This window comes from Ruegeria sp. HKCCA6707 (assembly GCF_013033515.1).
In the GTDB taxonomy this organism is placed as follows: domain Bacteria; phylum Pseudomonadota; class Alphaproteobacteria; order Rhodobacterales; family Rhodobacteraceae; genus Ruegeria.
In genome coordinates, this window is sequence record NZ_WQEG01000002.1 from 20,090 (window position 1) to 43,919 (window position 23,830).

At 58.9% G+C, this 23,830-nt stretch carries 25 protein-coding genes and 1 pseudogene; 10 read left to right on the forward strand and 16 right to left on the reverse strand.

Annotated features, from left to right (window positions below; genetic code table 11):
- Nucleotides 1–18: 18 nt before the first annotated feature.
- The 7 genes from GOW40_RS06020 to GOW40_RS06050 all read right to left on the reverse strand — a co-directional run bounded on the left by GOW40_RS06020 (nucleotide 19) and on the right by GOW40_RS06050 (nucleotide 7,315).
- The gene (locus GOW40_RS06020; protein ID WP_171101959.1) at nucleotides 19–1,362 is read right to left on the reverse strand and encodes a S41 family peptidase; all 1,344 of its coding nucleotides are present in this window, start codon (nucleotides 1,360–1,362) and stop codon (nucleotides 19–21) included.
- Nucleotides 1,363–1,368: 6 nt separating this feature from the next.
- Nucleotides 1,369–2,502, reverse strand: coding sequence for a murein hydrolase activator EnvC (locus tag GOW40_RS06025; RefSeq protein WP_171132764.1), 1,134 nt, complete (start codon nucleotides 2,500–2,502; stop codon nucleotides 1,369–1,371).
- A complete protein-coding gene (gpmI, locus tag GOW40_RS06030) occupies nucleotides 2,499–4,016 on the reverse strand; it encodes a 2,3-bisphosphoglycerate-independent phosphoglycerate mutase (RefSeq protein WP_171132765.1) in 1,518 nt (505 codons plus the stop codon). The genes GOW40_RS06025 and gpmI overlap by 4 nt, the downstream gene beginning before the upstream one ends.
- A gap of 84 nt (nucleotides 4,017–4,100) precedes the next feature.
- Nucleotides 4,101–5,777 (reverse strand): sulfatase-like hydrolase/transferase, encoded by a 1,677-nt coding sequence (locus GOW40_RS06035; protein ID WP_171132766.1) that lies wholly within the window; start codon nucleotides 5,775–5,777, stop codon nucleotides 4,101–4,103.
- Nucleotides 5,778–5,792: 15 nt separating this feature from the next.
- Nucleotides 5,793–6,023 carry a (Na+)-NQR maturation NqrM gene (gene nqrM / locus GOW40_RS06040; protein WP_171101955.1) on the reverse strand — a complete coding sequence of 77 codons (231 nt, stop codon included), beginning with the start codon at nucleotides 6,021–6,023 and terminating at the stop codon, nucleotides 5,793–5,795.
- A 15-nt stretch (nucleotides 6,024–6,038) separates the two neighbouring features.
- Nucleotides 6,039–7,064 carry an FAD:protein FMN transferase gene (locus GOW40_RS06045; RefSeq protein WP_171132767.1) on the reverse strand — a complete coding sequence of 342 codons (1,026 nt, stop codon included), beginning with the start codon at nucleotides 7,062–7,064 and terminating at the stop codon, nucleotides 6,039–6,041.
- A gap of 65 nt (nucleotides 7,065–7,129) precedes the next feature.
- Nucleotides 7,130–7,315: a hypothetical protein gene (locus GOW40_RS06050; RefSeq protein WP_171101930.1), complete on the reverse strand. Its 186-nt coding sequence runs from the start codon at nucleotides 7,313–7,315 to the stop codon at nucleotides 7,130–7,132.
- 112 nt (nucleotides 7,316–7,427) lie between these two features.
- On the opposite strand from GOW40_RS06050, the gene GOW40_RS06055 reads away from it, so the two are divergent.
- Entirely contained in the window at nucleotides 7,428–7,952 is a 525-nt protein-coding gene (locus GOW40_RS06055) for a CBS domain-containing protein (protein ID WP_171101953.1), read from the forward strand.
- A gap of 3 nt (nucleotides 7,953–7,955) precedes the next feature.
- Here GOW40_RS06055 and GOW40_RS06060 read toward each other — a convergent pair whose 3' ends face one another.
- The 3 genes from GOW40_RS06060 to GOW40_RS06070 all read right to left on the reverse strand — a co-directional run bounded on the left by GOW40_RS06060 (nucleotide 7,956) and on the right by GOW40_RS06070 (nucleotide 9,862).
- Entirely contained in the window at nucleotides 7,956–8,372 is a 417-nt protein-coding gene (locus GOW40_RS06060; RefSeq protein ID WP_171132768.1) for a hypothetical protein, read from the reverse strand.
- 19 nt (nucleotides 8,373–8,391) lie between these two features.
- Entirely contained in the window at nucleotides 8,392–8,895 is a 504-nt protein-coding gene (locus GOW40_RS06065; RefSeq protein WP_171132769.1) for a sugar transferase, read from the reverse strand.
- A gap of 181 nt (nucleotides 8,896–9,076) precedes the next feature.
- A complete protein-coding gene (locus GOW40_RS06070) occupies nucleotides 9,077–9,862 on the reverse strand; it encodes a metallophosphoesterase family protein (RefSeq protein WP_254444330.1) in 786 nt (261 codons plus the stop codon).
- A gap of 112 nt (nucleotides 9,863–9,974) precedes the next feature.
- On the opposite strand from GOW40_RS06070, the gene GOW40_RS06075 reads away from it, so the two are divergent.
- Together GOW40_RS06075 and GOW40_RS06080 are read left to right on the forward strand one after the other, a co-directional pair.
- Nucleotides 9,975–10,238, forward strand: a complete 264-nt coding sequence (locus GOW40_RS06075; RefSeq protein WP_171101949.1) for a hypothetical protein — start codon at nucleotides 9,975–9,977, stop codon at nucleotides 10,236–10,238.
- 6 nt (nucleotides 10,239–10,244) lie between these two features.
- On the forward strand, nucleotides 10,245–11,546 hold the full coding sequence (locus GOW40_RS06080; RefSeq protein ID WP_171132771.1) for a hypothetical protein: 1,302 nt from the start codon (nucleotides 10,245–10,247) through the stop codon (nucleotides 11,544–11,546).
- A gap of 8 nt (nucleotides 11,547–11,554) precedes the next feature.
- On the opposite strand, the gene GOW40_RS06085 is transcribed toward GOW40_RS06080, so the two are convergent.
- Nucleotides 11,555–12,034, reverse strand: coding sequence for a transcription termination/antitermination NusG family protein (locus tag GOW40_RS06085; RefSeq protein WP_171132772.1), 480 nt, complete (start codon nucleotides 12,032–12,034; stop codon nucleotides 11,555–11,557).
- A gap of 23 nt (nucleotides 12,035–12,057) precedes the next feature.
- On the opposite strand from GOW40_RS06085, the gene GOW40_RS06090 reads away from it, so the two are divergent.
- From GOW40_RS06090 to GOW40_RS06125, 7 genes and pseudogenes are all read left to right on the forward strand, one after another.
- Nucleotides 12,058–12,387, forward strand: a complete 330-nt coding sequence (locus GOW40_RS06090) for a hypothetical protein (protein ID WP_171132773.1) — start codon at nucleotides 12,058–12,060, stop codon at nucleotides 12,385–12,387.
- Between the two features lie 52 nt (nucleotides 12,388–12,439).
- Nucleotides 12,440–14,482: pseudogene (locus GOW40_RS06100) on the forward strand (YjbH domain-containing protein).
- A complete protein-coding gene (locus GOW40_RS06105) occupies nucleotides 14,479–15,060 on the forward strand; it encodes a YjbF family lipoprotein (RefSeq protein ID WP_171132776.1) in 582 nt (193 codons plus the stop codon). The pseudogene GOW40_RS06100 and the gene GOW40_RS06105 overlap by 4 nt, the downstream one beginning before the upstream one ends.
- Nucleotides 15,061–15,082: 22 nt before the next feature.
- Nucleotides 15,083–16,435, forward strand: coding sequence for a polysaccharide biosynthesis/export family protein (locus GOW40_RS06110; RefSeq protein ID WP_174864543.1), 1,353 nt, complete (start codon nucleotides 15,083–15,085; stop codon nucleotides 16,433–16,435).
- A gap of 73 nt (nucleotides 16,436–16,508) precedes the next feature.
- On the forward strand, nucleotides 16,509–17,522 hold the full coding sequence (locus GOW40_RS06115) for a GDP-mannose 4,6-dehydratase (RefSeq protein WP_171132777.1): 1,014 nt from the start codon (nucleotides 16,509–16,511) through the stop codon (nucleotides 17,520–17,522).
- A 79-nt stretch (nucleotides 17,523–17,601) separates the two neighbouring features.
- A complete protein-coding gene (locus GOW40_RS06120; protein WP_171132778.1) occupies nucleotides 17,602–18,777 on the forward strand; it encodes a lipopolysaccharide biosynthesis protein in 1,176 nt (391 codons plus the stop codon).
- A gap of 5 nt (nucleotides 18,778–18,782) precedes the next feature.
- Complete coding sequence (locus tag GOW40_RS06125; RefSeq protein WP_171132779.1) at nucleotides 18,783–19,343, forward strand: hypothetical protein; 561 nt, start codon at nucleotides 18,783–18,785, stop codon at nucleotides 19,341–19,343.
- Here GOW40_RS06125 and nqrF read toward each other — a convergent pair.
- The 5 genes from nqrF to GOW40_RS06150 are packed head-to-tail and all read right to left on the reverse strand — an operon-like array spanning nucleotide 19,318 to nucleotide 23,829.
- Nucleotides 19,318–20,541, reverse strand: a complete 1,224-nt coding sequence (gene nqrF / locus GOW40_RS06130; protein ID WP_171101940.1) for an NADH:ubiquinone reductase (Na(+)-transporting) subunit F — start codon at nucleotides 20,539–20,541, stop codon at nucleotides 19,318–19,320. The two genes, GOW40_RS06125 and nqrF, sit on opposite strands and share 26 nt — an antisense overlap.
- A gap of 10 nt (nucleotides 20,542–20,551) precedes the next feature.
- Nucleotides 20,552–21,160: an NADH:ubiquinone reductase (Na(+)-transporting) subunit E gene (nqrE, locus tag GOW40_RS06135; protein ID WP_050603817.1), complete on the reverse strand. Its 609-nt coding sequence runs from the start codon at nucleotides 21,158–21,160 to the stop codon at nucleotides 20,552–20,554.
- Nucleotides 21,160–21,813, reverse strand: coding sequence for an NADH:ubiquinone reductase (Na(+)-transporting) subunit D (locus GOW40_RS06140; protein ID WP_170710614.1), 654 nt, complete (start codon nucleotides 21,811–21,813; stop codon nucleotides 21,160–21,162). The genes nqrE and GOW40_RS06140 overlap by 1 nt, the downstream gene beginning before the upstream one ends.
- Complete coding sequence (locus tag GOW40_RS06145) at nucleotides 21,813–22,628, reverse strand: Na(+)-translocating NADH-quinone reductase subunit C (RefSeq protein WP_171132780.1); 816 nt, start codon at nucleotides 22,626–22,628, stop codon at nucleotides 21,813–21,815. The genes GOW40_RS06140 and GOW40_RS06145 overlap by 1 nt, the downstream gene beginning before the upstream one ends.
- Nucleotides 22,621–23,829, reverse strand: a complete 1,209-nt coding sequence (locus GOW40_RS06150) for an NADH:ubiquinone reductase (Na(+)-transporting) subunit B (RefSeq protein WP_171101938.1) — start codon at nucleotides 23,827–23,829, stop codon at nucleotides 22,621–22,623. Before GOW40_RS06150 ends, GOW40_RS06145 begins: the two co-directional genes overlap by 8 nt.
- Between the last annotated feature and the right edge of the window lies 1 nt (nucleotide 23,830).

Below are 23,830 nucleotides of genomic sequence, written 5' to 3' on the forward strand. Positions count from 1 at the left end.
CTGCGGCCCTGATCTGGTTTACTGAGACGGCCCGTTTGGCCGGAAGGCGGACAAGCCTTTCAGGATATCGATGGCATAGGCCAGTTGATAATCCTCTTCGCGCAGCTCTGCCGTGGCTTCGGCCTTGGCGCGGTCCTCTTCGATTTGACGGATTTCGTCTTCGCTGAGACTGTCATTGTTCAGACTGCCGCGCAGATCGGCCTCTGACCGCGTGCGTGTGTTCGAGGCTTCCTCTTCTTCGGTTTCAGGTGCAGGACGCGGTTGTTCGACGATGATGTCCGGGCTGACACCCAGCGCCTGAATCGAGCGACCAGACGGCGTGTAGTAGCGCGACGTCGTCAGGCGCATCGCACCGTCACCCCGCAGCGGCATCACGGTCTGGACCGAGCCTTTGCCAAAGCTTTTTGTACCCACAACGATGGCCCGATTGTGGTCTTGCAGAGCACCGGCCACAATTTCCGACGCCGAGGCCGAACCGCCATTGATCAACACCACGATGGGTTTGCCATCTGCCAGATCGCCCAGCGTCGCGTTGAACCGCTCGCCTTCGGCGGGGTTGCGGCCACGGGTCGAGACGATCTCACCTTCGTCCAGGAACGCGTCCGACACTTTGATCGCCTGGGTCAACAAGCCGCCGGGGTTGTTGCGCAGATCCAGAACGATGCCGTTGATATTTTCGATACCACCGGCCTCTTCGATTTGCTTTTGCAACCCGGCTTCGAGGTTGGGATAGGTCTGGTCGTTGAATGTGGTCACCCGCAGCACAACGCTGGTGCCTTCGGTCCGGGCCCGCACAGCGGTCAGCTTGATGGTGTCGCGGATCAGCGTCACGTCAAACGGGTCTTGTTCGCCCTCGCGGACCACGGTGATCACAATCTCGGAGCCAACCGGGCCACGCATCAGATCAACGGCCTTGTCCAGCGTCAGGCCCAGAATGCTTTCGCCATCCACATGGGTGATGAAATCGCCCGCTTCGATCCCCGCCGCATCGGCTGGCGTATCGTCGATGGGCGACACAACTTTTACAAACCCCTCTTCCTGAGTGACCTCGATGCCAAGCCCGCCAAATTCGCCGCGGGTCTGCACCCGCATCTGTTCCGCGTCATCGGGCGAAAGATAGCTGGAATGCGGATCGAGCGACGTGAGCATCCCGTCAATCGCCGCTTCGATCAGGTCTTCGGTCTCGACCTCTTCCACATATTGCGCGCGAATGCGTTCGAAAATATCACCAAACAGATCCAGTTGCTCATAGACGCTGGCCTTGCTTTCGGCCTCTTGCGCCAACAGTGGGCCTGCGACCTGCGTTGTTGCGATCACACCTGCCACGGTTCCGGCCAATCCGGCCATCAGAAAATTCTTCATACTCGTTTATCCATCCTTGTTCGTCCGAAACCACGCTTCCGGATCCACGGGGCTGTTCTCTTGTCTTACCTCTATATAGAGCGTTTCTGAGCGATCAGTTCCAGTGCCTTCACCGCTTGTTGACATAATAGCGCCAATTTCAGGCGTTTCCCCCGGCATCAGTCCCACCGGAGTGCCCTCTGGAATGACCTGCCCGGGCTCGCCATAGACATCCTGCAAACCAGAAAAAACAAAGAGAAGACCGGGTTGCGGTTCGAGCATGATCAAGTTTCCCAGGTCGAGAAGCGGCCCGCGATAGCGGATCGTTGCAGCGGTGGGCGCTGTCACAAGCGCGCGGGGTCGTGTCCCCAGAACTAGACCGGGGCGGGTCACGCCAGCGGCATCCGTTTCACCGGCGCGGTGCAGAATCACCCCTTGGGCCGGCAGCTCAAGCCGCCCCTTGAGGTAAGAGATGTCGGCATTGCTGGCGATGATCTCACCATCCGAAATCTCGGACAGCCCGCTGGCGAAGCCGTCCAGCGTTTCGGTTGAAGAGATCAGGATCGCGGTACGCACTGGGTCTTCGACAAAGCGGCGCGGCAGGTCGGTGCGTTCGGCAATTGCCTCGCTCAGCTTGGTGCGGGCGTCCTGCACGCCGGTCAGACCCTCGGTCAGTGTCGCTTGCGCGTTTTCCTGCAACTTGCGCAGGGTCTGAACCTCTTGCAGATCAGCGGACAAGTCCTGCGCCCTTGCGTTCAACGCTGGGGTGACATCCGACAAGATCATACCCGTGCGCGCCGCGCCCAGGGGCCCCGACGGATGCAGCATCAGGATCGGTGGCGCTGTGGTCTCAATCGTTTGCAACACGCCTAGCAACTGCGCCACTTCGGCCTCACTGGCGCGCAGCTCGGCCACCAGTTGCGCCTCGCGCAGCGACGCCCCGCGCAACCCCTCGCGCATGGCCGCAAGACCGGCCTCATAGGCTTGCACAGTTTCCGTCAGCGCGCGAACACGGTCACGCGCCGTGTCGGCCTGAGACAAGGACACAGACGCCTTTTCCAACTGCTGCGCCGCCGCCAAAGCCGCATCCGCCGGGCTGGTTTGCGCCGACGCGGTCCCGGCGAGGACAGCACAGGCAACGACAAGCGTGACAAGCCTCATGACAAAAGGCTTTCTCCGGTCATTTCTGGCGGTTTGGGCAGTTCCATCAGATCCAGTAGCGTGGGCGCAAGATCAGACAACCGCCCCTGCCGCAATGTGGTGCCCTGAGGGCCGCCAACCAATGCCACCGGTACCGGGTTCAGCGTATGCGCTGTGTGCGGGCCGCCGGTTTCTGGATCAACCATTACCTCGCAATTGCCATGGTCTGCGGTAACAATCATCGCGCCGCCGACCTCTTCCAATGCGGCAACAACCTGCGCCAGCCCCTTATCCACCGCCTCACAGGCTTTTATCGCAGCCTGCAAATCACCCGTGTGACCGACCATATCTGGATTGGCATAGTTGGTGACGATCAGGTCATAGCCGCCCTTGATGGCTGCGACAAATTTCTCTGTCACCTCAGGAGCAGACATTTCCGGCTTTAGATCATAGGTTGCCACATTCGGCGATTTCGGCATGAAACGGTCCTCGCGCGGTTCGGGTGTTTCCTTGCCACCATTCAGGAAGAACGTGACATGGGGGTATTTCTCGGTCTCAGCCAGACGGAACTGGCGCAGGCCCTGCTTGGCCACCCATTCCCCCAAAGTGTTCACAATCGCGCGTTTTGGAAAAACGGTGGTCATATAGGCGTTATGACCATCCGAGTATTCGACCATGCCCAACAAAGCCGACAGGTTCGGGCGCGGGCCGGTGTCGAAATCGGCAAAACCCGGCTCGGCAATGGCTCGCAAAATCTCACGCGCCCGGTCGGCGCGGAAGTTCAGGCAAAAGAACCCATCGCCGTTTTTGACGCCGCCAAAGCCATCAAGGACGGTTGGAACGACAAATTCATCGGTTTCCGACTGGTCATAGGCCTGTTTGATCGCCGCCAAAGCTGTGGGCGCTGTACGCCCCTGCCCCTTGATCATCGCCTCATAGGCCTGAGACACCCGTTCCCAGCGATTGTCCCGATCCATCGCATAGTATCGCCCGCATACCGTCACAACACGAGCGCTTTCCGGCAGAAGCTTTTCCAGCTGGGCAATGAACCCATCAGCCGATTTAGGCGCCACATCCCGGCCGTCTGTCACCGCGTGCAGGGCCACGGGCACGCCAGCATCAGTAATGGCCTTTGCGGCAGCCACGATATGGGTCAGATGACCGTGCACCCCACCGTCCGAGACCAAACCCATCAGATGCGCCGTACCACCTGCGGCTTTCACCTTGGCAATGAAATCCTGCAAAGCCGCGTTGACAAAGAATGACCCGTCCTCGATTGCCAGATCGATCTGCCCCAGATCCATCGCCACCACACGACCCGCACCGATATTGGTGTGCCCAACTTCGGAATTGCCCATCTGACCGGTAGGCAGCCCAACATCCGGGCCATGGGTGATCAGCTGTGACGACGGCCCTTTTGCCATGATCGCGTCAAATGTAGGCGTTTTGGCCAGCGCCGGGGCGTTGGCTTGCGTGTCGTCAGACAATCCCCAACCATCGAGAATGCACAAGACTACGGGTTTGGGGGCGGTCATGAGGGTCTCCGTCTGCTGCTCTGCGCCGATCTTCTACCCTCTGGGTGACCAAGGGTGAACTGGCATTCAGGGTCTTGCCCTGATTTATTCTGTCTTGCCTCTGATTTCTTGGTACGGGCGCGCCTTTCGGTTGCGATATTTCACCGTCAGCTCAAGCGGCGTGTCGTTTTCATCATAGATACCGATCACCACACCTGTGCCACTGCTTTTGGTGCGCCGTTCCATAAGCTGCTCTGCAGATCTTGTTGTCCGCTGTGAAGGGCGGCGAGCCCAGGCGAACAGGTGATCATACATCTGTGCAATCACATCTGCATGCTCAGCACTATCGCCGAGATCGACCAGTTCATCGGGATCATTCTCAAGATCAAACAGCACGGGCCGATAGTCGCCTTCGCAATGGATCAGTTTCCAGCGTTTGTCGGCCACCATGAACATCACTGCATCGCGCACCGAAGCGTTCAGCATCGTCGCGATGGGCGAGGCCGAGTAGTCATATTCGCAGATCGCCACCTCACGCGGGGTTCCCTTGGCTTGCCCGCGCAAGATCGGCAGCAGAGAGTACCCTTCAAGAATATGGTCTGGAACCTGCGCACCGGCCACATCGACGAAGGTCGGCGCCAGATCGATGGATTCGACCAGCGCGTCACAGGTGGAGCCACGGGTTGCGTCCGCGTCCGGGGATGGGTCGTAAATGATCAGCGGAACTTTGGTGGATGTGTCGTGGAAAAAGGTCTTTTCGCCCATCCAGTGATCGCCCAAGAAATCCCCGTGATCCGAGGTCAGGACAATCATCGTGTCCTTCATCCGGCCGGTTTGCTCCATCCAGTCAAAAAGCCTGCCCATCTGGTCATCTGCCTGCTTGATCAGGCCCATATAGGCCGGAATCACCGCCTCTCGAACATCCTGACGCGAAAAGGTTTTGCCGATTTTCGTGTCCATGAAGGCGCGCAGAACGGGGTGGGCGTTCTCATGCTCGGCCTGTGACCGGACAACAGGCAACACGTGTTCTGGCCCATACATCGAGGCATAGGGTTCCGGCACGATATACGGCCAATGCGGTTTGATATAGCTCAGGTGACAGCACCACGGGCCGGACTGGCTTTCCATGAACTCCATGCCGCGGGTCGTGAGGTAGGGCGTTTCGCTGTCTTCCTCAGCGATATTGGCGGCCTCAGAGGAGTTCTTGAGAAACCAGCCCGACAGGACATTGCTGTCCTCATCCAGACCGGAATTCGCAAAATCGTGCCAGGGATTGTCACCCTCATAGCCTTTGTCGTTCAGATAGGCGTTGTAGATTTTGGCACCATTGGGGTCATAGAAACCATTGGGGCCTTCGGGGCGCATCCCGTCATCGCGCTCGAACACGTCAAACCCGCATTCCGCCACGCGCGCGCCGATCAGGCTGTCGGGCTCAAGCCCCAAACGTTCCATCCCCTCGGCATCCGCGACCATATGGGTCTTGCCCACCAGCCAACAGCCCATGCCCGCCTTGCGCAGGTGATCGCCCATCGTCATCTCGCCAACTTTCAGCGGAATGCCGTTCCAGGACGCCCCATGCGAATGCACATAGCGCCCGGTATAGGTGGACATGCGCGAGCTGCCGCAGATTGGCGATTGGATATAGGCGCGGGTAAAGCGCACGCCCATTGATGCCAGCCGGTCGATATTGGGGGTGTGAAGATGCGGGTGGCCGTTGCAACTGAGGTAGTCCCAGCGCAACTGATCGAACATGATGAAGAGAATATTCTTGGCTTTGCTCATGCCAAGAGGGTTATCCTAGCCTTCCATCCGTTGCAGCATCTTTTTGGCGCGCTTGCACTGCAACTGATCGCGCAGAGGGCTGTTCGGGTCGACGTCCTTCTGACACACAACGCATTTATCCGCGCCCGAGATTGCGTTCAGGCCACCGCAGCTGCCTTTGATGGTCTTGCCCATCAACATCACACCCAGCGCCATACCGACCATGACGATCAACAGCAGGAAGAAGGCGAGAATAAAGGTGCTCATAACGGCTCCTAGCGGTCAGTTGGTGTCCAGCACGTCTTTGAAAGCGCTGCTTTGGACGGTGATATAGGCATCTTCGCCATTTGTCACATCCCGCGAGATGAAAAACACGGCAAGTTTATGCTGCTCGGCCAGGTCCAGCCCCCGCTCCTGGCCCAGGGCCAACATGGTTGTCGCCCAGGCATCGGCCATCATCGCGTTTTCGGCCAGAACAGTGACCGAGGTCGTGTGATGGGTGATCGGACGCCCGGTGGTGGCGTCAATGATATGGGAATAGCGAATGCCATCCTGCACAAAGAAATTCTTGTAGTCGCCCGAGGTTGCCATGCCGAGATCATTCAAGGGCACAACCAGTTGGATCGCCTGTGTTCCGGTTTCCGGTTTCTCGACCCCGATACGCCAGCTTTCGCCCTTGTCGTTTTCGCCTTTGGCCACAAGGTCGCCGCCGATCTCAACCATATAATCCTCGATCCCCGCATCAGCCAACGTGGCCGCAACCGCATCGATCCCATAGCCCTTGGCGATGGCTGACAAGTTGATGCCGACGCCAGCAGCGGACTTGGCAAGTGTCCCGGCCTGACTGTCCAGGGTCAGCAGCCGATCTTGCCCGACCGCATCCAGCGCAGCTTGAATGTCGGCATCGCTGGGCACCGGGTCTTCGGGTTTGCGCGGGCCAAACCCCCAAAGCTCGATCAGTGGCCCCAAGGTAACATCAAAAGTGCCCCCGGATTTGCTGTGCACCTCATTCGCTGCAGCCAGCACAAGCGCGAATTCGTCCGAGACCTGCACAGGATCGGTGCTGCTTGAGGCCGAGAATGTCGAAACTTCGGAATTGGGATCCCAGTTCGACATCTTGCCATTGACCCGATCCAACGTGGCCTGCACATCAGCGGCCAATGCATCCTGATCCAGGTCTTCCCCGATTGCGACAATATTGAAGGTCGTCCCCATGGTTTCGCCAGACAGCCGAACAACGTCGGGTTCTTTGTCGAACCAGCAGCCGGTGACCAGAAAAACCCCAGCCAGTGCTGACAAGATACGCATGTTTGACCTCCTGCGGGACGTGGTGCCCGGCATATGCCAGCGGGCTTTGGCAGAGTCAAACGACCTCAGATCTTCATCGGCAGAAAGGCCAAGGCCATAAGGCCGATACCCGCCGGGACACCAAAGAGCCAAGCGCGCTTTTGCCAGCCTTCGGGCTGATGCTTCCACAGCATGCGAAAGTTGTGGCCGCAAATGACCACACCGATAAAGATCACAACAGCAAAGGTTGGGGTCAGATAGAGTTGGCTCACGTCTTCGCGTTTCCTTCTGATGCGCCACCTTGCAAGATTCTACCCTATACAGGGCCCATCTTCACGCTAAGGTAGAGGAACCCGCCATTTCCGGTAAAGGAGGAGACCGCCCATGGCCCCAAGCTCTTACCAGCCCCCGACACGCGGCGACAAGCCCGCTGCACCCACCCGCAGTCAGTCGGTTGAATCCAACCTGTCGCATTCCAATACGACAGTAGCCAAGTTGCTGGAAGGCAAAGGGGATGCGGTGTTTGCGGTACGGCCCAATGACACGATCCATTCGGTGGTGAACCTGCTGCGCGACAAACGTATCGGTGCTGTTGTTGTGACTGATCAGAACGGTGCGCTACAGGGCATCTTGTCCGAGCGTGACATCGTGCGTCGCATGGCCGATACGCCCGGTCAGACCCTGCCTCAGTCTGTCGAAGAACTGATGACCCGCGAGGTTCAGACCTGCGCGCCCGAAGACAGCCTGAATGCAGTTCTGAAAACCATGACCGAGGGACGCTTTCGCCATATGCCAGTGATGTCCGACGGACATCTGAAAGGCGTTATTACCATCGGAGATGTGGTGCAATTCCGTCTGAAAGAGCTGGAATACGAAGCGCTGCGGATGAAGCAAATGATTGTCGGCTAACGCTCAGACCGTATCGTAGTATTGACCATAGGTGCCATAGACCAGATCGGTTTTGGCACCTTTGGTCGCGCTGACACGCGACATTACCAACCCCGTCACCTGCAGGTTCACGCTTGAAAACTCACGCAGCGCGTTTTCGACCAGGGACCGGTTTGTGTCAGAGGCGGTAACGGTCAGCAGGATGGCGTCGGCAGATTGTCCGATGACGCGAGCGTCGGGCACCACCAGAACCGGTGGGCAATCGATGACGATATGATCATAGCGATGCCGCAGGTCTTCAAACAGCGCGTGGAATTCGGGCGATGAAAACAGATCAGCCGCGCTGTCGGCGCTGCGCTCGCCCATCAACACATCCAGGCCGGTTCGCGCATCGCGCTGGATCAGATCTTGCACAGGCACTCGATACGACAAGGCGGTCACCAATCCGCCTTTCGGATTCTCAGGGAAGTAATGCTGGAACGATAGGCGGCGGATATCCTGGCATGGTGCGGTTATAGTGTCGCGCATGCCCCACATAATCTGGGCGCGGACCGATCAGGCTCATCTCGCCTTTAATCACGTTGAGGACTTGCGGTAATTCATCCAACCGGCTGCGACGGATAAACCCCCCCAGCGCTGGAATGCGGTCCGCTTCCAGTGGATCAAACGGCCCGCGTGAAGCCCGCTGCCTGGGGCTCATCGATCGGAACTTGTACGCAAGAAACGGCCGACAGTGGCGCCCCATTCGGATTTGAACAAAAAATACCGGGCCAGAATTGAAAAACGGGTTCAGCAGCAGCAGCATGACCGAAGTAACGCAAAGCAAAGGCAATAACATCACCGAAAACCACAGGTCAAATCCGCGCTTTGCCACCAAGAATACAGGCGACGGCCCCGGCCGCAGCGGTCGATAGAAAGTAGCCTCTTGTCCGATACGCGTCGATGTGAGCTCGTAATCCAACATTCCTGTCCCCTTGCGTCCTTGTGCGCCGGAAAACAGCGCGAATCTTTGGGCAAGGGTCACGGGACATTGGTAAATTATTGGTTAACCTTAACAGTGGGTTACCCAAAAACATGCGATTTTTCTAATATTCGGAGAACGCGGACTCCTGCTATGATCGGAATTTTGTCACAAGCTCACGCGGTCAGCTGGTCGAAATGTAATGAACACCTTTGGACGAGATGTCTGCTGCTGTCAGGCGACCGGTAAAAACCGCGCCTGTGTCGATCGAAATCACCCCGTTTGACGCGTCGGGCTTATCAACGATTACATGGCCGCGCAGAACCCAGTGCCCGTCTTGCCGCACCGTTTTCGGAAACTCCGGGTGTCCCCAAAGACAGGTCTGGCGCTGTTGCCGGGTTACTGCGCGATTGGGATCAAGCGCGGCGTGGACAGCTGTGACATTGCCGCTTGTCCAGGTCAGAGGACGCGCCCGCAGCCAGTCCAGCAGCGCGTCGCCCATGGCTTCGCGCAACCGGGTTGCGGCACCTTCAGCATCTCGGCCGATGGCAGCCCCGTCCAGGTCTCCCAGGCCGAAGGATGCAATCGTCTGCAAGCCACCGTTCAGCATCCATAACTGCGCATTCCGTTTTGGCTCATCAACAAAACGCAGCAACATCTCTTCATGGTTCCCCAGCAAACACGTCACCGGACGATTGTCGTTCTGTTCAAGCTTATAGAGATGACGCAACACATGCGCGCTGTGGGGACCGCGATCAACGTAATCCCCCAGAAATACCAATGGGCAATCGGGGTCCACCCGGTCCAGCAACGACTGCAAAAGATCCATCCGACCATGGATATCACCAACCGCGATAAAGCGTTGATCCGGTGCAATTACGCCCGGCTCTGCTGCATTCGATGCAGGGCGCAAGATCAAGGTTTTGAGCCATCCGGGTATCATGGAACAGACCCCTATCTTGTCAGCCATTCAGGAGCAATCGGCAAAGATCGCAGCGCCTTAACACAAGGTTATTTTGCCGCGCGGGCAACGACGCGGGCTCTGCCCCTATGGTGGCGCGGTCTAACCACAGGAGTTTCCCATGCCATCAACTGCTTACAAGACCGCTGCAGGATGGATCGCATCCAACCGTCACACCGCGACCGCTGACGAAGACATATTGCTGAGCAATGTGGGCGGTGACACAATCCATTTTGAGATCACAACCGACGATGCTGTGCCCGCGCTTGACGTCTCGCAAGGCCATCCGGTTCAACCGGGCCGGTCGCAGGCCATGCAGATCAAATCGGGCGAGCGCCTGTGGATCGCGGGCAATGACGTCCCTGTAACGCTTTTGGTCGGGTGACATATGGTGACAGGATCACGGTTTCAAAGCGGACGGTTCGCGTTCAGCGGGCGCACCGCGCCGCTGCGTGACCCGTTTGCCGCGTATGGCGTCAACGGGATGGTGCCGGATGTCGTCGCGGATTTCTCATCCTCGGCCTATCGGGGTACCGGTGGGCCAGTTTCCTTTCACGATGCCTTTGACTTTGCGCGCGGCTCAACAGCGACCTATGTGAATTCCTCGGGCCTTTTAAGCCAGGCCGTACCCGGTGAACCTCGGTTTGACCATCGCCTGACGGGCGGAACCTGGCAGAGCGCCGGTCTTTTGTTGGAATCCGAGGCGCGCACAAATCTGCTGCTACACGCCTCGGGCTTTGATGCGCCGGTCTGGTCGCGATCACGCGCCTCGGTCACGCCCAATGATGCCCTAGCCCCTGATGGCACCGGCACTGCATCCCGGCTGACCAGTACAGCGGATACCTTTGATGGAGCCGTGCAGCAATCGGTTGCTTATCTGGATGGGGATGTCCTGACCTTTTCGGTCTACGCCAAAGCCGGTGACCGCGAATTCATCTTTCTGCGCGAACGCACGCATGGTTTTGCCAAAGACAGCTATTTCAACCTGAGCGCAGGGGTCACCGGAACGGTAAACTCGGTGCACACGGCCGCGATGGAGGCGCTTGGCAATGGTTGGTATCGCTGTGCCATCACGGTGCAGGCCACGCGCTCGGCGATTTCGGCGTTCGAAATCTACAACTCCGAGGAGGATCTGAACACATCCTCTGCACAGCCCGGATTTACCTATATCTGGGGTGCCCAGCTGGAACACGGCGGGGCACCGTCATCCTTTATCCCAACGCAGGCAAGTGCACAGACACGTGCGGCTGAAAGCATAACCCTGAAATCGGCGTCTCTACCCGATAGCGGCGTGTCACAAGCGGTGTCGATTGCGTTGGAAGGGGCGCTTGATCGGGCCGCGGTTCCGGGTCGCGCTGTGTTGCTCGACTGGTCTGATGGGCTCACCGAGGGGCTGGAATACGACGTGGCGGCAGACGGTCGGAAAGAGGTTTTGCATTTGGCTGGCGGCACCGGAACCACCGTAAGTTCCGCCCCCGGCAGTGTGGGTTTTTCCCACCACGAACCGTTTGTATTCGCGTCGCGCCACACCTCTTCAGAGGTCGCTCTGGCCGACGGGTCTTCAGCTGCGGTGAGTGGCATCCCGGTGCTTGGGTCGCAAGATCTGATCCTTGGGCCCGGGATGATGGGTCATGTGGAAAGGCTTCGTCTTTGGGCCAGCGACATCGGAAATATGGGTCTGCAAACCCTCTGAACGATGGATCAGGCGGGTTCCGGCCGCGAAACTCGCTCGACCACGTCTCGCGAAACCGTTGCGCGTACAGCGCGGCCCAGTATCTGGATCAGCACTTGCAATCTCTGGTGCTGATCCAGCTTTTCGATCCGGGACAGTTCCCCCGAAAACGGGCCCGAGAAAATCCGCACCGTGTCACCCGGAGCCAGCCCCTGATCGGGTTGCAAGACACCCTCTGCATCACAGCGTGCCCTTAACGCTGTCATGAAATCGGGAGGAATGGGCGCAGGGTTCAACCGTGCATCGGTTATCAGCCGATTGACGCCGCGCGTGTTGTTGATCACCTGCCAGCGCGCTGACTGCGGCGTAAAGCTGACAAAGAGGTAGCCTGGGAAAAGCGGTTGCGTCTTGGTTCTGAGCTTGCGACCGACCCGCGCCGTTTCCCAGCGTGTGGGGCAAAAAGTCTTGAACCCCTGTCGTGTCAGGTTGGCGCGCAGGACCGTTCTCACGCAGGCGTCTCAGCTGGGGTTGGATGCCACCGCACCCTACGCTTTACGTGCGCCGTAGTGTTATCGAACGCTTTGGCGCATATGACAGCGCGTACCGGATTGCCGGGGATTATGACGCGATGTTGCGCTGGATCGGGGCCGGCGAGATCAAACTGGGTTACGTGCCACGGGTCTTGGTCAAGATGCGCCATGGCGGTGTCAGTACCCATCTGGGCGCTGGACTGCTGACAAAGGCGCGCGAAGACTATCGTGCGTTGCGCGCCAACCAGGCTGGGGGCGCTGGCACATTGTTGGCAAAGAACCTGCGTAAACTGGGGCAATTTGCGCCGCTTCTTCGGAACCCGGGCCATTAGACGCAGCCGTCTTTTTGTCGGTCTTTTGGCATTGGTTGCACCGACCCTGACCATGGCAGAACCTCAGATCCAGACCACCTATAACACCTATGGTTATCCGGGGCTGGTCGAGCTTCCCTCGGCCCACAGCCGCCCGGACGCGGAACTGGCGCTGAACTTCAGCCATTTCAGAAACACCACGCGCACGACGTTGACTTTTCAGGTCACCCCGCGCCTGTCGGGAAGCCTGCGCTATTCGGCGCTGCGCGATGTGCGCGGCAATACACCAGGCGCCGCTGTGCAGGATGAGATCTTCGATCGCAGTTTCTCAATCCATTAAAGGTTTCTGGACGAGTCCAGCCGCCGCCCGGCCATGGCCATCGGGCTGAACGATTTTCTGGGCACCGGGATCTACCAGTCGGAATATATCGTAGCCTCAAAGACCATGCGCCCCAACCTGCGCCTGACAGGTGGCATTGGCTGGGGTCGACTCGCGGGGGTAGGGTCTTTTCAGAACCCGCTGTCTTATATCTTTGGCAGCCGGATGGACAACCGACCCGGCCGTGAAGGCGATGAGGGTGGCACGTTGCAATCGCAAAACTGGTTTCGCGGTCCGGCCGCCCTGTTTGGCGGGATCGAATGGCAGGTCGGCGACCGGTGGAAGCTGCAGGCCGAGTTCTCGCCCGATGCCTACCCGCAGGAGGACGGCACGGCGTTTGACCGCAAATCCTCGTTCAATTTTGCCGCGCAGTATCGCATTCGTCCCGACATTCATCTGTCGCTGACCTATCTCTATGGCTCGGAAGTCGGCGTGAACCTGAGTTTTGCGTTGAACCCCAAAGACCCACCCGCCGCAGGGCTGCGCGGTAATGCACCGCCACCAGTCTTGGTGCGCGGGGTCAACCAAATGCCCTCAGGCACCCCTGCCGACAGTCGGCGTCGTTTGGCAGCGGCGTTGCAGCAAGAAGGGCTGCGGCTGCAAAGCCTTGAAACGCAGGGCGACATCGCGGCGGTCGGCGTACAGGGCACCTCGCGCACCCGGACGGGGCAGGACATCGGGCGCACCGCCCGGGCGATGAGCCGCACCCTGCCTGCCCATATCGAACAGTTCGAAATTGCACTGGTTGTCAAGGGCCTGACCCCGACCAAGGTCACAATCCAACGGCGGGATATGGAACAGCTGGAACATGAGCTGGACAACAGCTGGTCCAGCTATGCGCGCGCGCGCATCGAAGAGCAGGATCAGGCCATTGCCGGACCGCGCGCTGCCTACCCGGTGTGGGACAACCGCATCTCACCCTATATCCAACCGGCCCTCTTCGATCCTGACGAGCCGGTGCGGGCAGATTTCGGCGTTCAGGCCTCGACCCGGGTCGAACCGGCCCGTGGCGTGATCCTGCGCGGCATCCTGCGCCAGCCCTTGCTGGGCAATCTGGACGATTCTGACAGGCCTTCGGATTCGACCCTACCGCGCGTGCGCAGCGATGGGGCGCTCTATGATGCCGAAGGCAGCCCCGCGATCACCGAGCTTACGGGTGCCTATTATTATCAGCCAGCTGGCGATCTGTTCGGTCGGATCACGGGCGGTTATCTGGAGCCGATGTTCGGCGGCCTTTCCGCAGAGTTGCTGTGGTTTCCGCTGAAGTCGCGGTTTGCGGTGGGGGCCGAGTTGAACTATGTGCGCCAGCGCGATTTCAACCAGTTGTTCGGCTTTCAGGATTACAGTGTCGCCACCGGTCATCTGTCGGGCTATTGGCAGATGCAGAACGGGTTTCACACGCAGATCGACGCGGGCCGATATCTTGCCGGTGATTGGGGCGCCACCTTCACCCTGCATCGCGAGTTCAAGAACGGCTGGCGCATCGGGGCCTTTGCCACGCTTACCAATGTCTCGGCCGAGGATTTTGGCGAAGGGTCGTTTGACAAGGGCATCATTGTAACGATCCCGATTGATTGGCTTTCGGGTTCCCCCACCCGCGATGACTTCACCACCGTGCTGCGCCCCGTCCAACGCGATGGCGGCGCGCGTCTGGATGTGGCCGGGCGGCTTTACGACACTGTACGCGGGGTGCGTGGGCATGACCTTCAGGTCAATTGGGGGCGGTTCTGGCGGTGATCCGTCTGATCGGTTTGCTGGCCTTGATGGGGTGCGCGGCGCAACCTGTAGACCCGCGGGATGTGCTCAGCCGCACGCAACTGGACGCGCTTGGACGTCCCACCTTGCTTGCTGAACTGCCCGAGTTGAAAGTTGCAGCAACACTTGAGCCATCCGCGCAGAATACGGGCGTGCGCACCTGGTCGTCGGGCGATCAGGCCTCGCTGTCGTTCCAGAGCGGGCTTCTGGTGGCCAGCCGTGGATTGGGGCGCGACCTGATGACAGCAGATATATCCGGGACACTGTCGATGCTGCGGGGTGACCAAACTGGATATTACCTGAAGCTGCACAGCTATCTGGACGGTGAATTTCAGACGGAATTTCAAAGCTTTCAGTGCCAGCGCACCGGCAATACCCCAGAACGCATCACCATCTTCGACCGCACCCATGACACGGTTCGTATCGAAGAAACCTGCATCACGCCCGGCCTGACCGTAACCAACCTCTATTGGCTGGGCCCTGACGGGTTCATCTGGAAATCCCGCCAATGGGTCAGCGCCAGTGCCGGGTACCTATGGGCTGAACATCTGGTCCGCTGAAACGACAGTTCAGGAGAATGACATGACGCCGATCCTCCGTTTTCTTTCGCTTGTTTTGCTGGTGCTGCCGCTTACGGCTTGTGGGATCACCTATACCAGCCCGCGCGTGTCGAACCAGTTGGACAGCGTTGCGGTGCGAGAGGTGGATTTGACAGCTCAGACGGTCCTGTTGGCCAATCGGTCTACCCCCTACACGCCGCGTAGGCTGCCCGCTTCCTTCTATGACACGGCCGGAACAGGCGCGCCGGTGCAGCGTCTGGCCACGCTGCCGGACCGCCCTGAAGTGCCGCACTTAACCCCTCAAGCGCTGGAACTGCGCGCGCCACCTCCCGTCAAGCCGCCACCCTATCGTCTGGGCGTGGGCGACGAACTTGCCCTGGTCCGCGCCGGTCCAAGCACGTTGGGCGCGCAATCGGCGCCGCAGCGTGAGACCTATACAATCCGAGCGGACGGCACCATTTCGGTACCTGATATTGGCGCTGTTCGAGTGTCGGGCCTCAGCCTGCAAGATGCCGAGGCCGCCCTGTTTGACGCTTTCGTCGACCGCCAGATCGACCCGTCTTTTGCACTTGAACAGACCGGCTATAATTCCAAACGCGTGGCCATTGGCGGGTTGGTCGCCGCACCTCAGAATATCGCGGTCAAACCCGTGCCCCTGACCCTCAGCCAGGCGATTGCCGCCGCCGGGGGGCTCAGCACGCGGGATCGCGACTATGGCACCATTCGGATCTATCGCACGGGCGACCTCTATCAGATCCCGCTCAAGGACTATTTCGCGCGGCCTGATCTGCAACGGTTGAACCTGCTGAATGGTGACGCGGTCTATGTGGATACCAGCTATGATCTGGACCGCGCGCTTGGGTTCTACCGAGATCAGGTCGATGTGATCAGCCTCAACCGTCAGGCCCGCGCTGATGCGCTGGCCAAGCTGGACTTGGCGGTGGGGCTACAACGCGACGAACTGATCGAATCTCGCAGCAATTTCACCGCCCGCACCGAATTGGGGGCCGAAGCCCGCGATTATGTCTATCTGGGTGGCGAGTTCCGCAGCAACGCCCGTATGCCCCTGCCCTATGGGCAGCACCTGAATCTGGCGGATGCGCTGTTCGGGCAAGGCGGGTTCAGCACGCGCACCGCTGATGCGTCCCATATCTATGTGCTGCGCGCCTCCCCCAACCCGGCCGAGTTCGGTGCGGTGACCGCGTGGCATCTGGATGCGCGCAACCCTGCGGCCCTGTCGGTGGCCTCGCGCATGCAATTGCGCCCCAATGATATCGTGTTCATTCAGGAACAACCGATCACCACATGGGGCCGCGCGCTGGATCAATTCCTGCCCTCTTTGGTCAATGCGGGGTTGGACGCAGCGGGTGGCTGACAAAATCTCCTTGACCTTCGCAGGTGGAAAGGGTCCCTGATGGCGCGACGTCAAGACTATGATTGAGGGTGATATGAAGCGGGTTCTGGTCACAGGTACAGCTGGGTTTATCGGGTTCCATCTGGCGCGGCTTTTGCTGGCCGAGGGGTTCCGTGTACACGGCTATGACGGGATGACCGACTATTACGACGTGGCCCTGAAACATCGCCGCCATCAGATGTTGCTGCAAAACCCGGGCTTTGCCGCGACCGAAGGCATGTTGGAAGATTATGACACCCTGGTCCGTGTCGCCGATGCGTTTCAGCCGGATGTGATCGTTCACCTCGCCGCGCAAGCCGGTGTGCGATACAGCCTGGAGGAACCGCGCAGCTATATCCAATCCAATGTCGTGGGTACGTTCAACGTGATGGAGATCGCGCGGCAGCACAAGGTCGAGCATTTGCTGATGGCCTCGACCTCATCCGTTTACGGCGCCAATACCGAAATGCCCTTCACCGAGGTGGAAAAAGCCGACACCCAACTGACGATCTATTCCGCGACCAAAAAGGCCAATGAATCGATGGGCCATTCCTATGCCCATCTGTGGGATCTGCCGACCACCATGTTCCGCTTTTTCACGGTCTATGGCACCTGGGGGCGACCTGATCTGGCGCTTTATAAATTCGTCGATGCCATTCTGGATGGCCGCCCGATCGACATTTACAATCACGGCGACATGTATCGCGACTTTACCAATGTCGAAGACCTTGTGCGCGGGATCCGTTTGCTGATCGACACGCCTCCGGTCCGGCCCTCCAGCCCTGACGAGATCATCGAGGGCGATAGCCTGTCGCCCGTCGCGCCCTATCGGGTGGTGAATATCGGCAATGGTGAGAAGATACGCCTGCTGGATTTCATCGAAGCCATCGAAGAGGCGCTGGGTCAGAAGGCGATCCGTAATTACATGCCGATGCAGATGGGCGATGTTCCGGCCACCTGGGCAGATGCGGATCTGTTGCAGCGCCTGACCGGGTATCGCCCACAGACCGACTTCAAAGACGGGATAGCCCGTTTCGTCGAATGGTTCCGGGATTACCACGGCAAATGACGCCGGGGCCGCTCTGACCTCACGGTCCGAGGCGATTTGGGTCGGGCTCGGCCAGCTGTTTCTGCTGGTCGGAGGGCTGGTGCTGTTGCGGTTACAGACCGAGATGCTGGAACCGCAGACCTATGCGCAGCTTGCGCTGGCGATGACACTGTTCAGCTTTGGGCAGGTCTGCATCTACGGCGCGCTCAACCATGGGATTTTGCGATTTTTTGCGCTTGCCCCGCGCTTTGGCGGGTACGGCGCCTATCGCCGATATATCACCAGCCAGTTGATCCGGGTTTCGCTGCTATGGACCGGAGCGGTTCTGGCATTGGCTGCGTTTATGCAGAGTTTGGGACAGACAGGAACCACTATGTTGATCATGATAGTCCTACCCTATTCGGTGCTCAATGGCGGCCTCAGCGCACTGATAGCCTATGGCAATGCGTCCCGTGCGCGTCGGGCCGTTGCGCTGCATCAGGGGCTGGATACCGGGCTCAAGATCACGGTGCTTGTGCTACTGACCGTGCCATTCACAGCGTCAGTGCCTCTGATTTTTGCAGCCTATGCGACCGCGAGTCTTCTAACGCTTGGCTCTCTGATCCTCTGGTTGAAACCATGGCGGTTGGATGCGCCGTCAGCGCCGGGTCAGATCGCACCCGTGTTTCGACAGTTTTCCGGGCCCATCTACCTGCTGGCCCCGTTCACCTGGGGGCTCTTGGTGGCGGATCGCTGGGCCTTGCAGAGCTTTGCTGATCCCGCTGCATTGGCGCTCTATGCCGTTGCTGCGCAAATGACGCTTGGCCCCGCCCGCGTCGGCATGTCAGCCGTTCTGCGGTTTCTGGCCCCGCGCCTGTTCGACCAGATGGAATCCGACAAGTCCGCGGCGTTGCGCGATGTGCACAAGCTGACCCGGCTTGCCTTACTGCTGACGCTGTTGGGATGGGCAGCAACGATGATTTTGCAAACCCCAATATCGCACCTGCTGCTGGCCCCCGCCTATTGGGACGCCTCGACCCTGCTGCCCTGGCTGGTTCTGGTCGCTGGCCTGACGGCAAGCGCCGAGTTGGTGGTGCTGCGCCTGTTCGGGACGCTTGACAGCGCAGCCCTAATGCGGCCCCGGATCCCGACGGCTGTCTTGGGCATCACGCTGGTGTTCTGGGGCGCTTGGCAATTCGGGGTTACTGGCGTGATCGCAGCCCAGATCACACAATCCGGCATCTATCTTGTCTGGGCCATGGCCCGCGCCGGGTTTTGGAGCGCACAGCCCGCGTGATCACCATGCCCCTATACCAACTGCCGCTGATCGCCTTGTTGGCGGTCTTCACACTGCGCAACGGCCTGAAACGTCGATTGGTTTCGGCGGCCATGTTGGGGACGTTGCTGGCCTATGCCAGCTATCTTCTGGCCATCGATGTGACGGGGCAGATCGAACAGGTACGGGTGTTCACCACCCTGCCACCCGAATTTGTCACCGCAAACTGTGCCATACTGGCCGCGTTCGCGACGGCCTTTCTAACGGGTGGTGCTGTGATCAATGCAATCGCGCAAAAGGCCCCCGCAATGCCTGCCCCAGCAAGGGGCGTTCTGGTCCCGCTGTTCACCGGTTTGGCACTGGTGATGATCTCGGCGGATGGCTGGTGGCTTTTTGCACCCTATCCCCAGAACAAGGGACAGTTTCAACTCGTTCCGCTGGGCGGAGCCAGCGCCATGTGCGCGCCCACAGTTGCGACCCACCGGCTGCGATCAAAGAGGTTCTGGGTATCGACGCCACCCAAAACTGAAAACCGGCGCTCAGGGCGCCGGTTTCTTTGTCTTAGCCGCCGAAATCATCCAGCATGATGTCTTCGCGGTCCACGCCCAGTTCCAGCAGCATGTTGATGACCGACTGGTTCATGATCGGCGGGCCACACATGTAATATTCGCAATCTTCGGGAGCGGGGTGGTTCTTGAGGTATTCTTCGAACAACACGTTATGGATAAAGCCGGTATAGCCTTTCCAGTCATCCTCGGGCTGAGCATCGGACAAGGCCACATGCCATTCGAAATTGTCGAACTCTTTCGCCAGAGTGTCGAAATCTTCGACAAAGAACATCTCTTTCTTGGACCGCGCACCGTACCAGAAGCTGATCTTGCGGTTTCGGTTTTCAAGCCGTTTGAGTTGATCAAAGATGTGGCTGCGCATGGGTGCCATACCGGCACCGCCACCGATGAACACCATCTCTTTCTCGGTCTCGCGGGCGAAAAACTCACCAAACGGACCCGAGATCGTAACCTTGTCACCCGGTTTCAGGTTGAAGATATAGGATGACATCTGACCCGGAGGGATGCCTTCGGCCCCCGGAGGTGGAGAGGCCACGCGGACGTTCAGCATGATCATGCCTTTTTCGTCCGGGTAGTTTGCCATGGAATAGGCGCGCTCAATCGGTTCGCTCACGACCGATTCATATTGCCACAGATTGAAGCGATCCCAATCTTCGCGATATTCTTCCTCGACGTCGAAATCGGTGTATTTCAGCGCATGCGCGGGGGCTTCGATCTGGATATAGCCACCGGCGCGGAAATTCACATCCTCGCCCTCGGGCAGATCCAGCGTCAGAGCCTTGATGAAGGTCGCGACGTTCTCGTTCGAACGCACTGTGCATTCCCACTTCTTGACGCCAAAGACCTCTTCCGGGACTTCGATATCCATATCCTGCTTGACCGCCACCTGACAGGACAGTCGGTCACCGCAGGCGGCTTCACGCTTGGTGATGTGGCTTTCCTCGGTCGGCAGGATCGAGCCGCCACCGGAATGCACCCGCACCCGGCATTGTGCGCAGGTCCCGCCACCACCGCAAGCGGACGGCACGAACAGTTTTTCGGCCGCCAGGGTTTGCAACAGCTTGCCACCGGCGGGAACAGAGACCGTTTTCTCACCATTGATGGTGATGTTGACATTCCCGGTCGACACCAGCCGCGACCGTGCCGCCATGATGATGGCGACAAGGCCCAGAACGATGACGGTGAAAAGGGCTACACCTAAGCCAAAGGTTTCCATTCCGCCCTCCTTACAGTTTCACGCCCGAGAAGGACATGAAGGCCATCGCCATCAGCCCAGCGGTGATGAAAGTGATACCCAAGCCTTGCAGACCGTCTGGAATGTCCGAATATTTCAGCTTTTCGCGCACACCTGCCATTGCAGTGATCGCCAGCGCCCAGCCAAAGCCCGACGACAGACCATAGGTCGCCGCCTCGGCAAAGTTATAGTCGCGTTCCACCATGAACAGCGAGCCACCCAGAATGGCGCAGTTTACCGTGATCAGTGGCAGGAAAATCCCCAGCGCGTTGTAAAGCGGCGGGAAGTATTTATCCAAGACCATCTCAAGGATCTGCACCATTGCCGCGATCACACCGATATACGAGATCAGACCAAGGAAGGTCAGGTCCACATCCGGGAAGCCCGCCCAGGCCAGCGCGCCCGGTTTCAGCAGATAGTTCAGCAGCAGGTTATTGGCAGGCACGGTGATGGCCTGCACGACCATGACCGAAATGCCCAGACCCAGCGCGGTGGAAATCTTTTTGGATACGGCGATGAAAGTACACATCCCCAGAAAGAAGCTGAGCGCTAGGTTTTCGACAAAGATGGCCTTTACGGCCAGTGAAATCAGACCTTCCATCAGTGGGCCTCTACCTGCTGGATTTTGTATTCACGTTCTTCGACCTGGTTTGGCTTCCATGTGCGGAAGGCCCAGATGATAAGACCGATGATAAAGAACGCCGAAGGTGGCAGCAGCAGCATGCCGTTGGGCACATACCAGCCGCCATTGTTCACGGTTTGCAGGATGGTGACGCCAAACAGCGACCCCGCGCCGAACAGTTCACGGATGAACCCGACCAGCAGCAGGATCAGGCCATAACCCATCCCGTTGCCCATGCCGTCGATGAAAGACGCGACCGGAGGGTTCTTCATCGCAAACGCCTCGGCCCGGCCCATCACGATACAGTTGGTGATGATCAGGCCCACAAAGACCGACAGGGTTTTCGAGATCTCGAAGGCATAAGCCTTGAGGATCTGATCCACCAGGATCACCAGCGAGGCGATGATCACCATCTGCACGATGATCCGGATTGAGCCGGGGATCTGGTTGCGCAGGCATGAGATGAAGAAGGACGAGAACGAGGTCACGAAGATCACCGCCAGCGCCATCACCATCGACACTTGCAGCGACGAGGTCACCGCCAGCGCCGAGCAGATGCCCAGGACCTGCAAGGTGATCGGGTTGTTGTCGACAAGCGGGTCGACCAGCATCTCTTTCTTGGTCTGGGACATCAGATCTCTCCTGCTTGCAGCTTGGCCAGGAACGGAGCATAGCCCGCGTCACCCATCCAGAATTTCACCAGGTTGTCGACACCGACCGAGGTCAGGGTCGCCCCGGCCAGCGCGTCGATGTAAAAGTCGGGGCCTGCGGCAGGCTGCGATTTCGCCACGGTGATCTGAAGATCACCCGCGTCGTCGCGCAGCTTTTTGCCGTTCCACAGCGCTTTCCAGCGCGGGTTGTCCACCTCGGCTCCAAGACCGGGGGTTTCGCCGTGCTGATAGAATTGCAGCCCAAAGATATCGTTGCCGTTGTTTTCCAGCGCAATAAAGCCATAGAGCGTGGACCACAGCCCATAACCATGCAGCGGCAGGATCACCTTATCCAGCCCGCCCGCATCGTCGCGCAGCAGATAGATCACGCGGTATTTGGCCTTGCGGCCGATACCGGCCGGATCATCCTCCAGCGCGACGCTGAGGTCAGGATCGCTGGCGGCAGCGATGTCGTCAAACGTGGCCGGGTCGAACTGATCGTCGACGAAGCTGCCGGTGGCCAGATCCAGCACATGCGGTTCGAACGCAGCGAAAGCCTCGGTCACGTCGATGCCGGGCTCGTAGATGCCAGCCACCTGCAACACATTGACCTGCTTGTCCTTCAGGGCGTTGGCCTCTTGCACCGGGCGCAGGCTGACGGCGGCGGCAGATACGACCATCGAAGCCACAAGGCAGACGGCCACAGCGATGACGATCGTTTTGCCAACGGAATCCGGCGAGGCCGCCAGAAACTTGGCAAAGGCGCCTTTGGGTTCTTGAGGTTGCGGATCAGACATGGCGACGCGCCCTCCGTTTGATATTGGCCTGAACAACAAAATAGTCGATCAGCGGTGCAAATACGTTCCCGAACAGAATTGCCAGCATCATGCCTTCGGGGAAAGCCGGATTGATCACCCGGATCATCACAACCATGACACCGATCAGCGCGCCATAAATATAGCGGCCCAGATTGGTGTGGCTGGCCGAGACCGGCTCGGTCACCATAAAGGCCAGACCAAAGGCATAGCCGCCAATCACGATGTGCCAGTACCACGGCATGGCAAACATCGGGTTTGTGTCGGACCCGATCAGGTTCAGCAGCAGGGTAAAGCCGATTGTTCCACCCAAACAGCCCAGGATCAGGCGATAATTCGCAATCCGCGTGGTCAGCAAGAAGGCCAGGCCGATCATGCAAGCCAACGTCGATGTCTCACCAAAGCTGCCCTGAATGGTGCCAAAGAAGGCGTTCCACCAGGTGATGCCATCCGCGGCCAGCGCCTGATAGCCTTGCGAGGCCGACACTGACAGGGCGGTCGCGCCCGAGAAGCCATCCACCGGTGTCCAGACGGTGTCGCCCGACATGCTGGCAGGATAGGCGAAATACAAGAAAGCCCGCCCAACAAGTGCCGGGTTGAGGAAGTTCTTGCCGGTACCACCAAACACTTCTTTGCCAATGACCACACCAAAGATGATCCCCAGCGCCACCTGCCATAGCGGGGCCGAAGCGGGCATAATGAGGGTGTAAAGCATCGAAGTAACAAGAAAGCCCTCGTTCACTTCGTGCCCACGCACGGTGGCAAAGATGACCTCGAATATGCCGCCCGCGACCAAAGTGACGATGTAAATCGGCAGGAAATACATCATCCCGTGCATCACGTTGGCAAAGATGCTGTCGGGGTTCAGTGAAATGCCGAATGCTTGCAGGATGGCGATCCGCCAGCCGGTGGCCGCGTCCGCGCCCAGCATGGCAATGGCCGAGTTCGCCTGATAGCCGGTATTGTACATCCCCCACAAAATACATGGGATCGTCGCGATCACGACATAGGTCATGATGCGTTTCATATCGATATACGACCGCGCATGTGGCGCAACGGTGGTGACGGTTTTCGGCGTGTAGATAAAGCTTTCGACCATCTCGTAGATGGGGAAATACTTCTCGTACTTGCCGCCCTTGGTAAAGTTCGGCTCGATCCGATCAAAGAAGCTGCGCAAACCCATC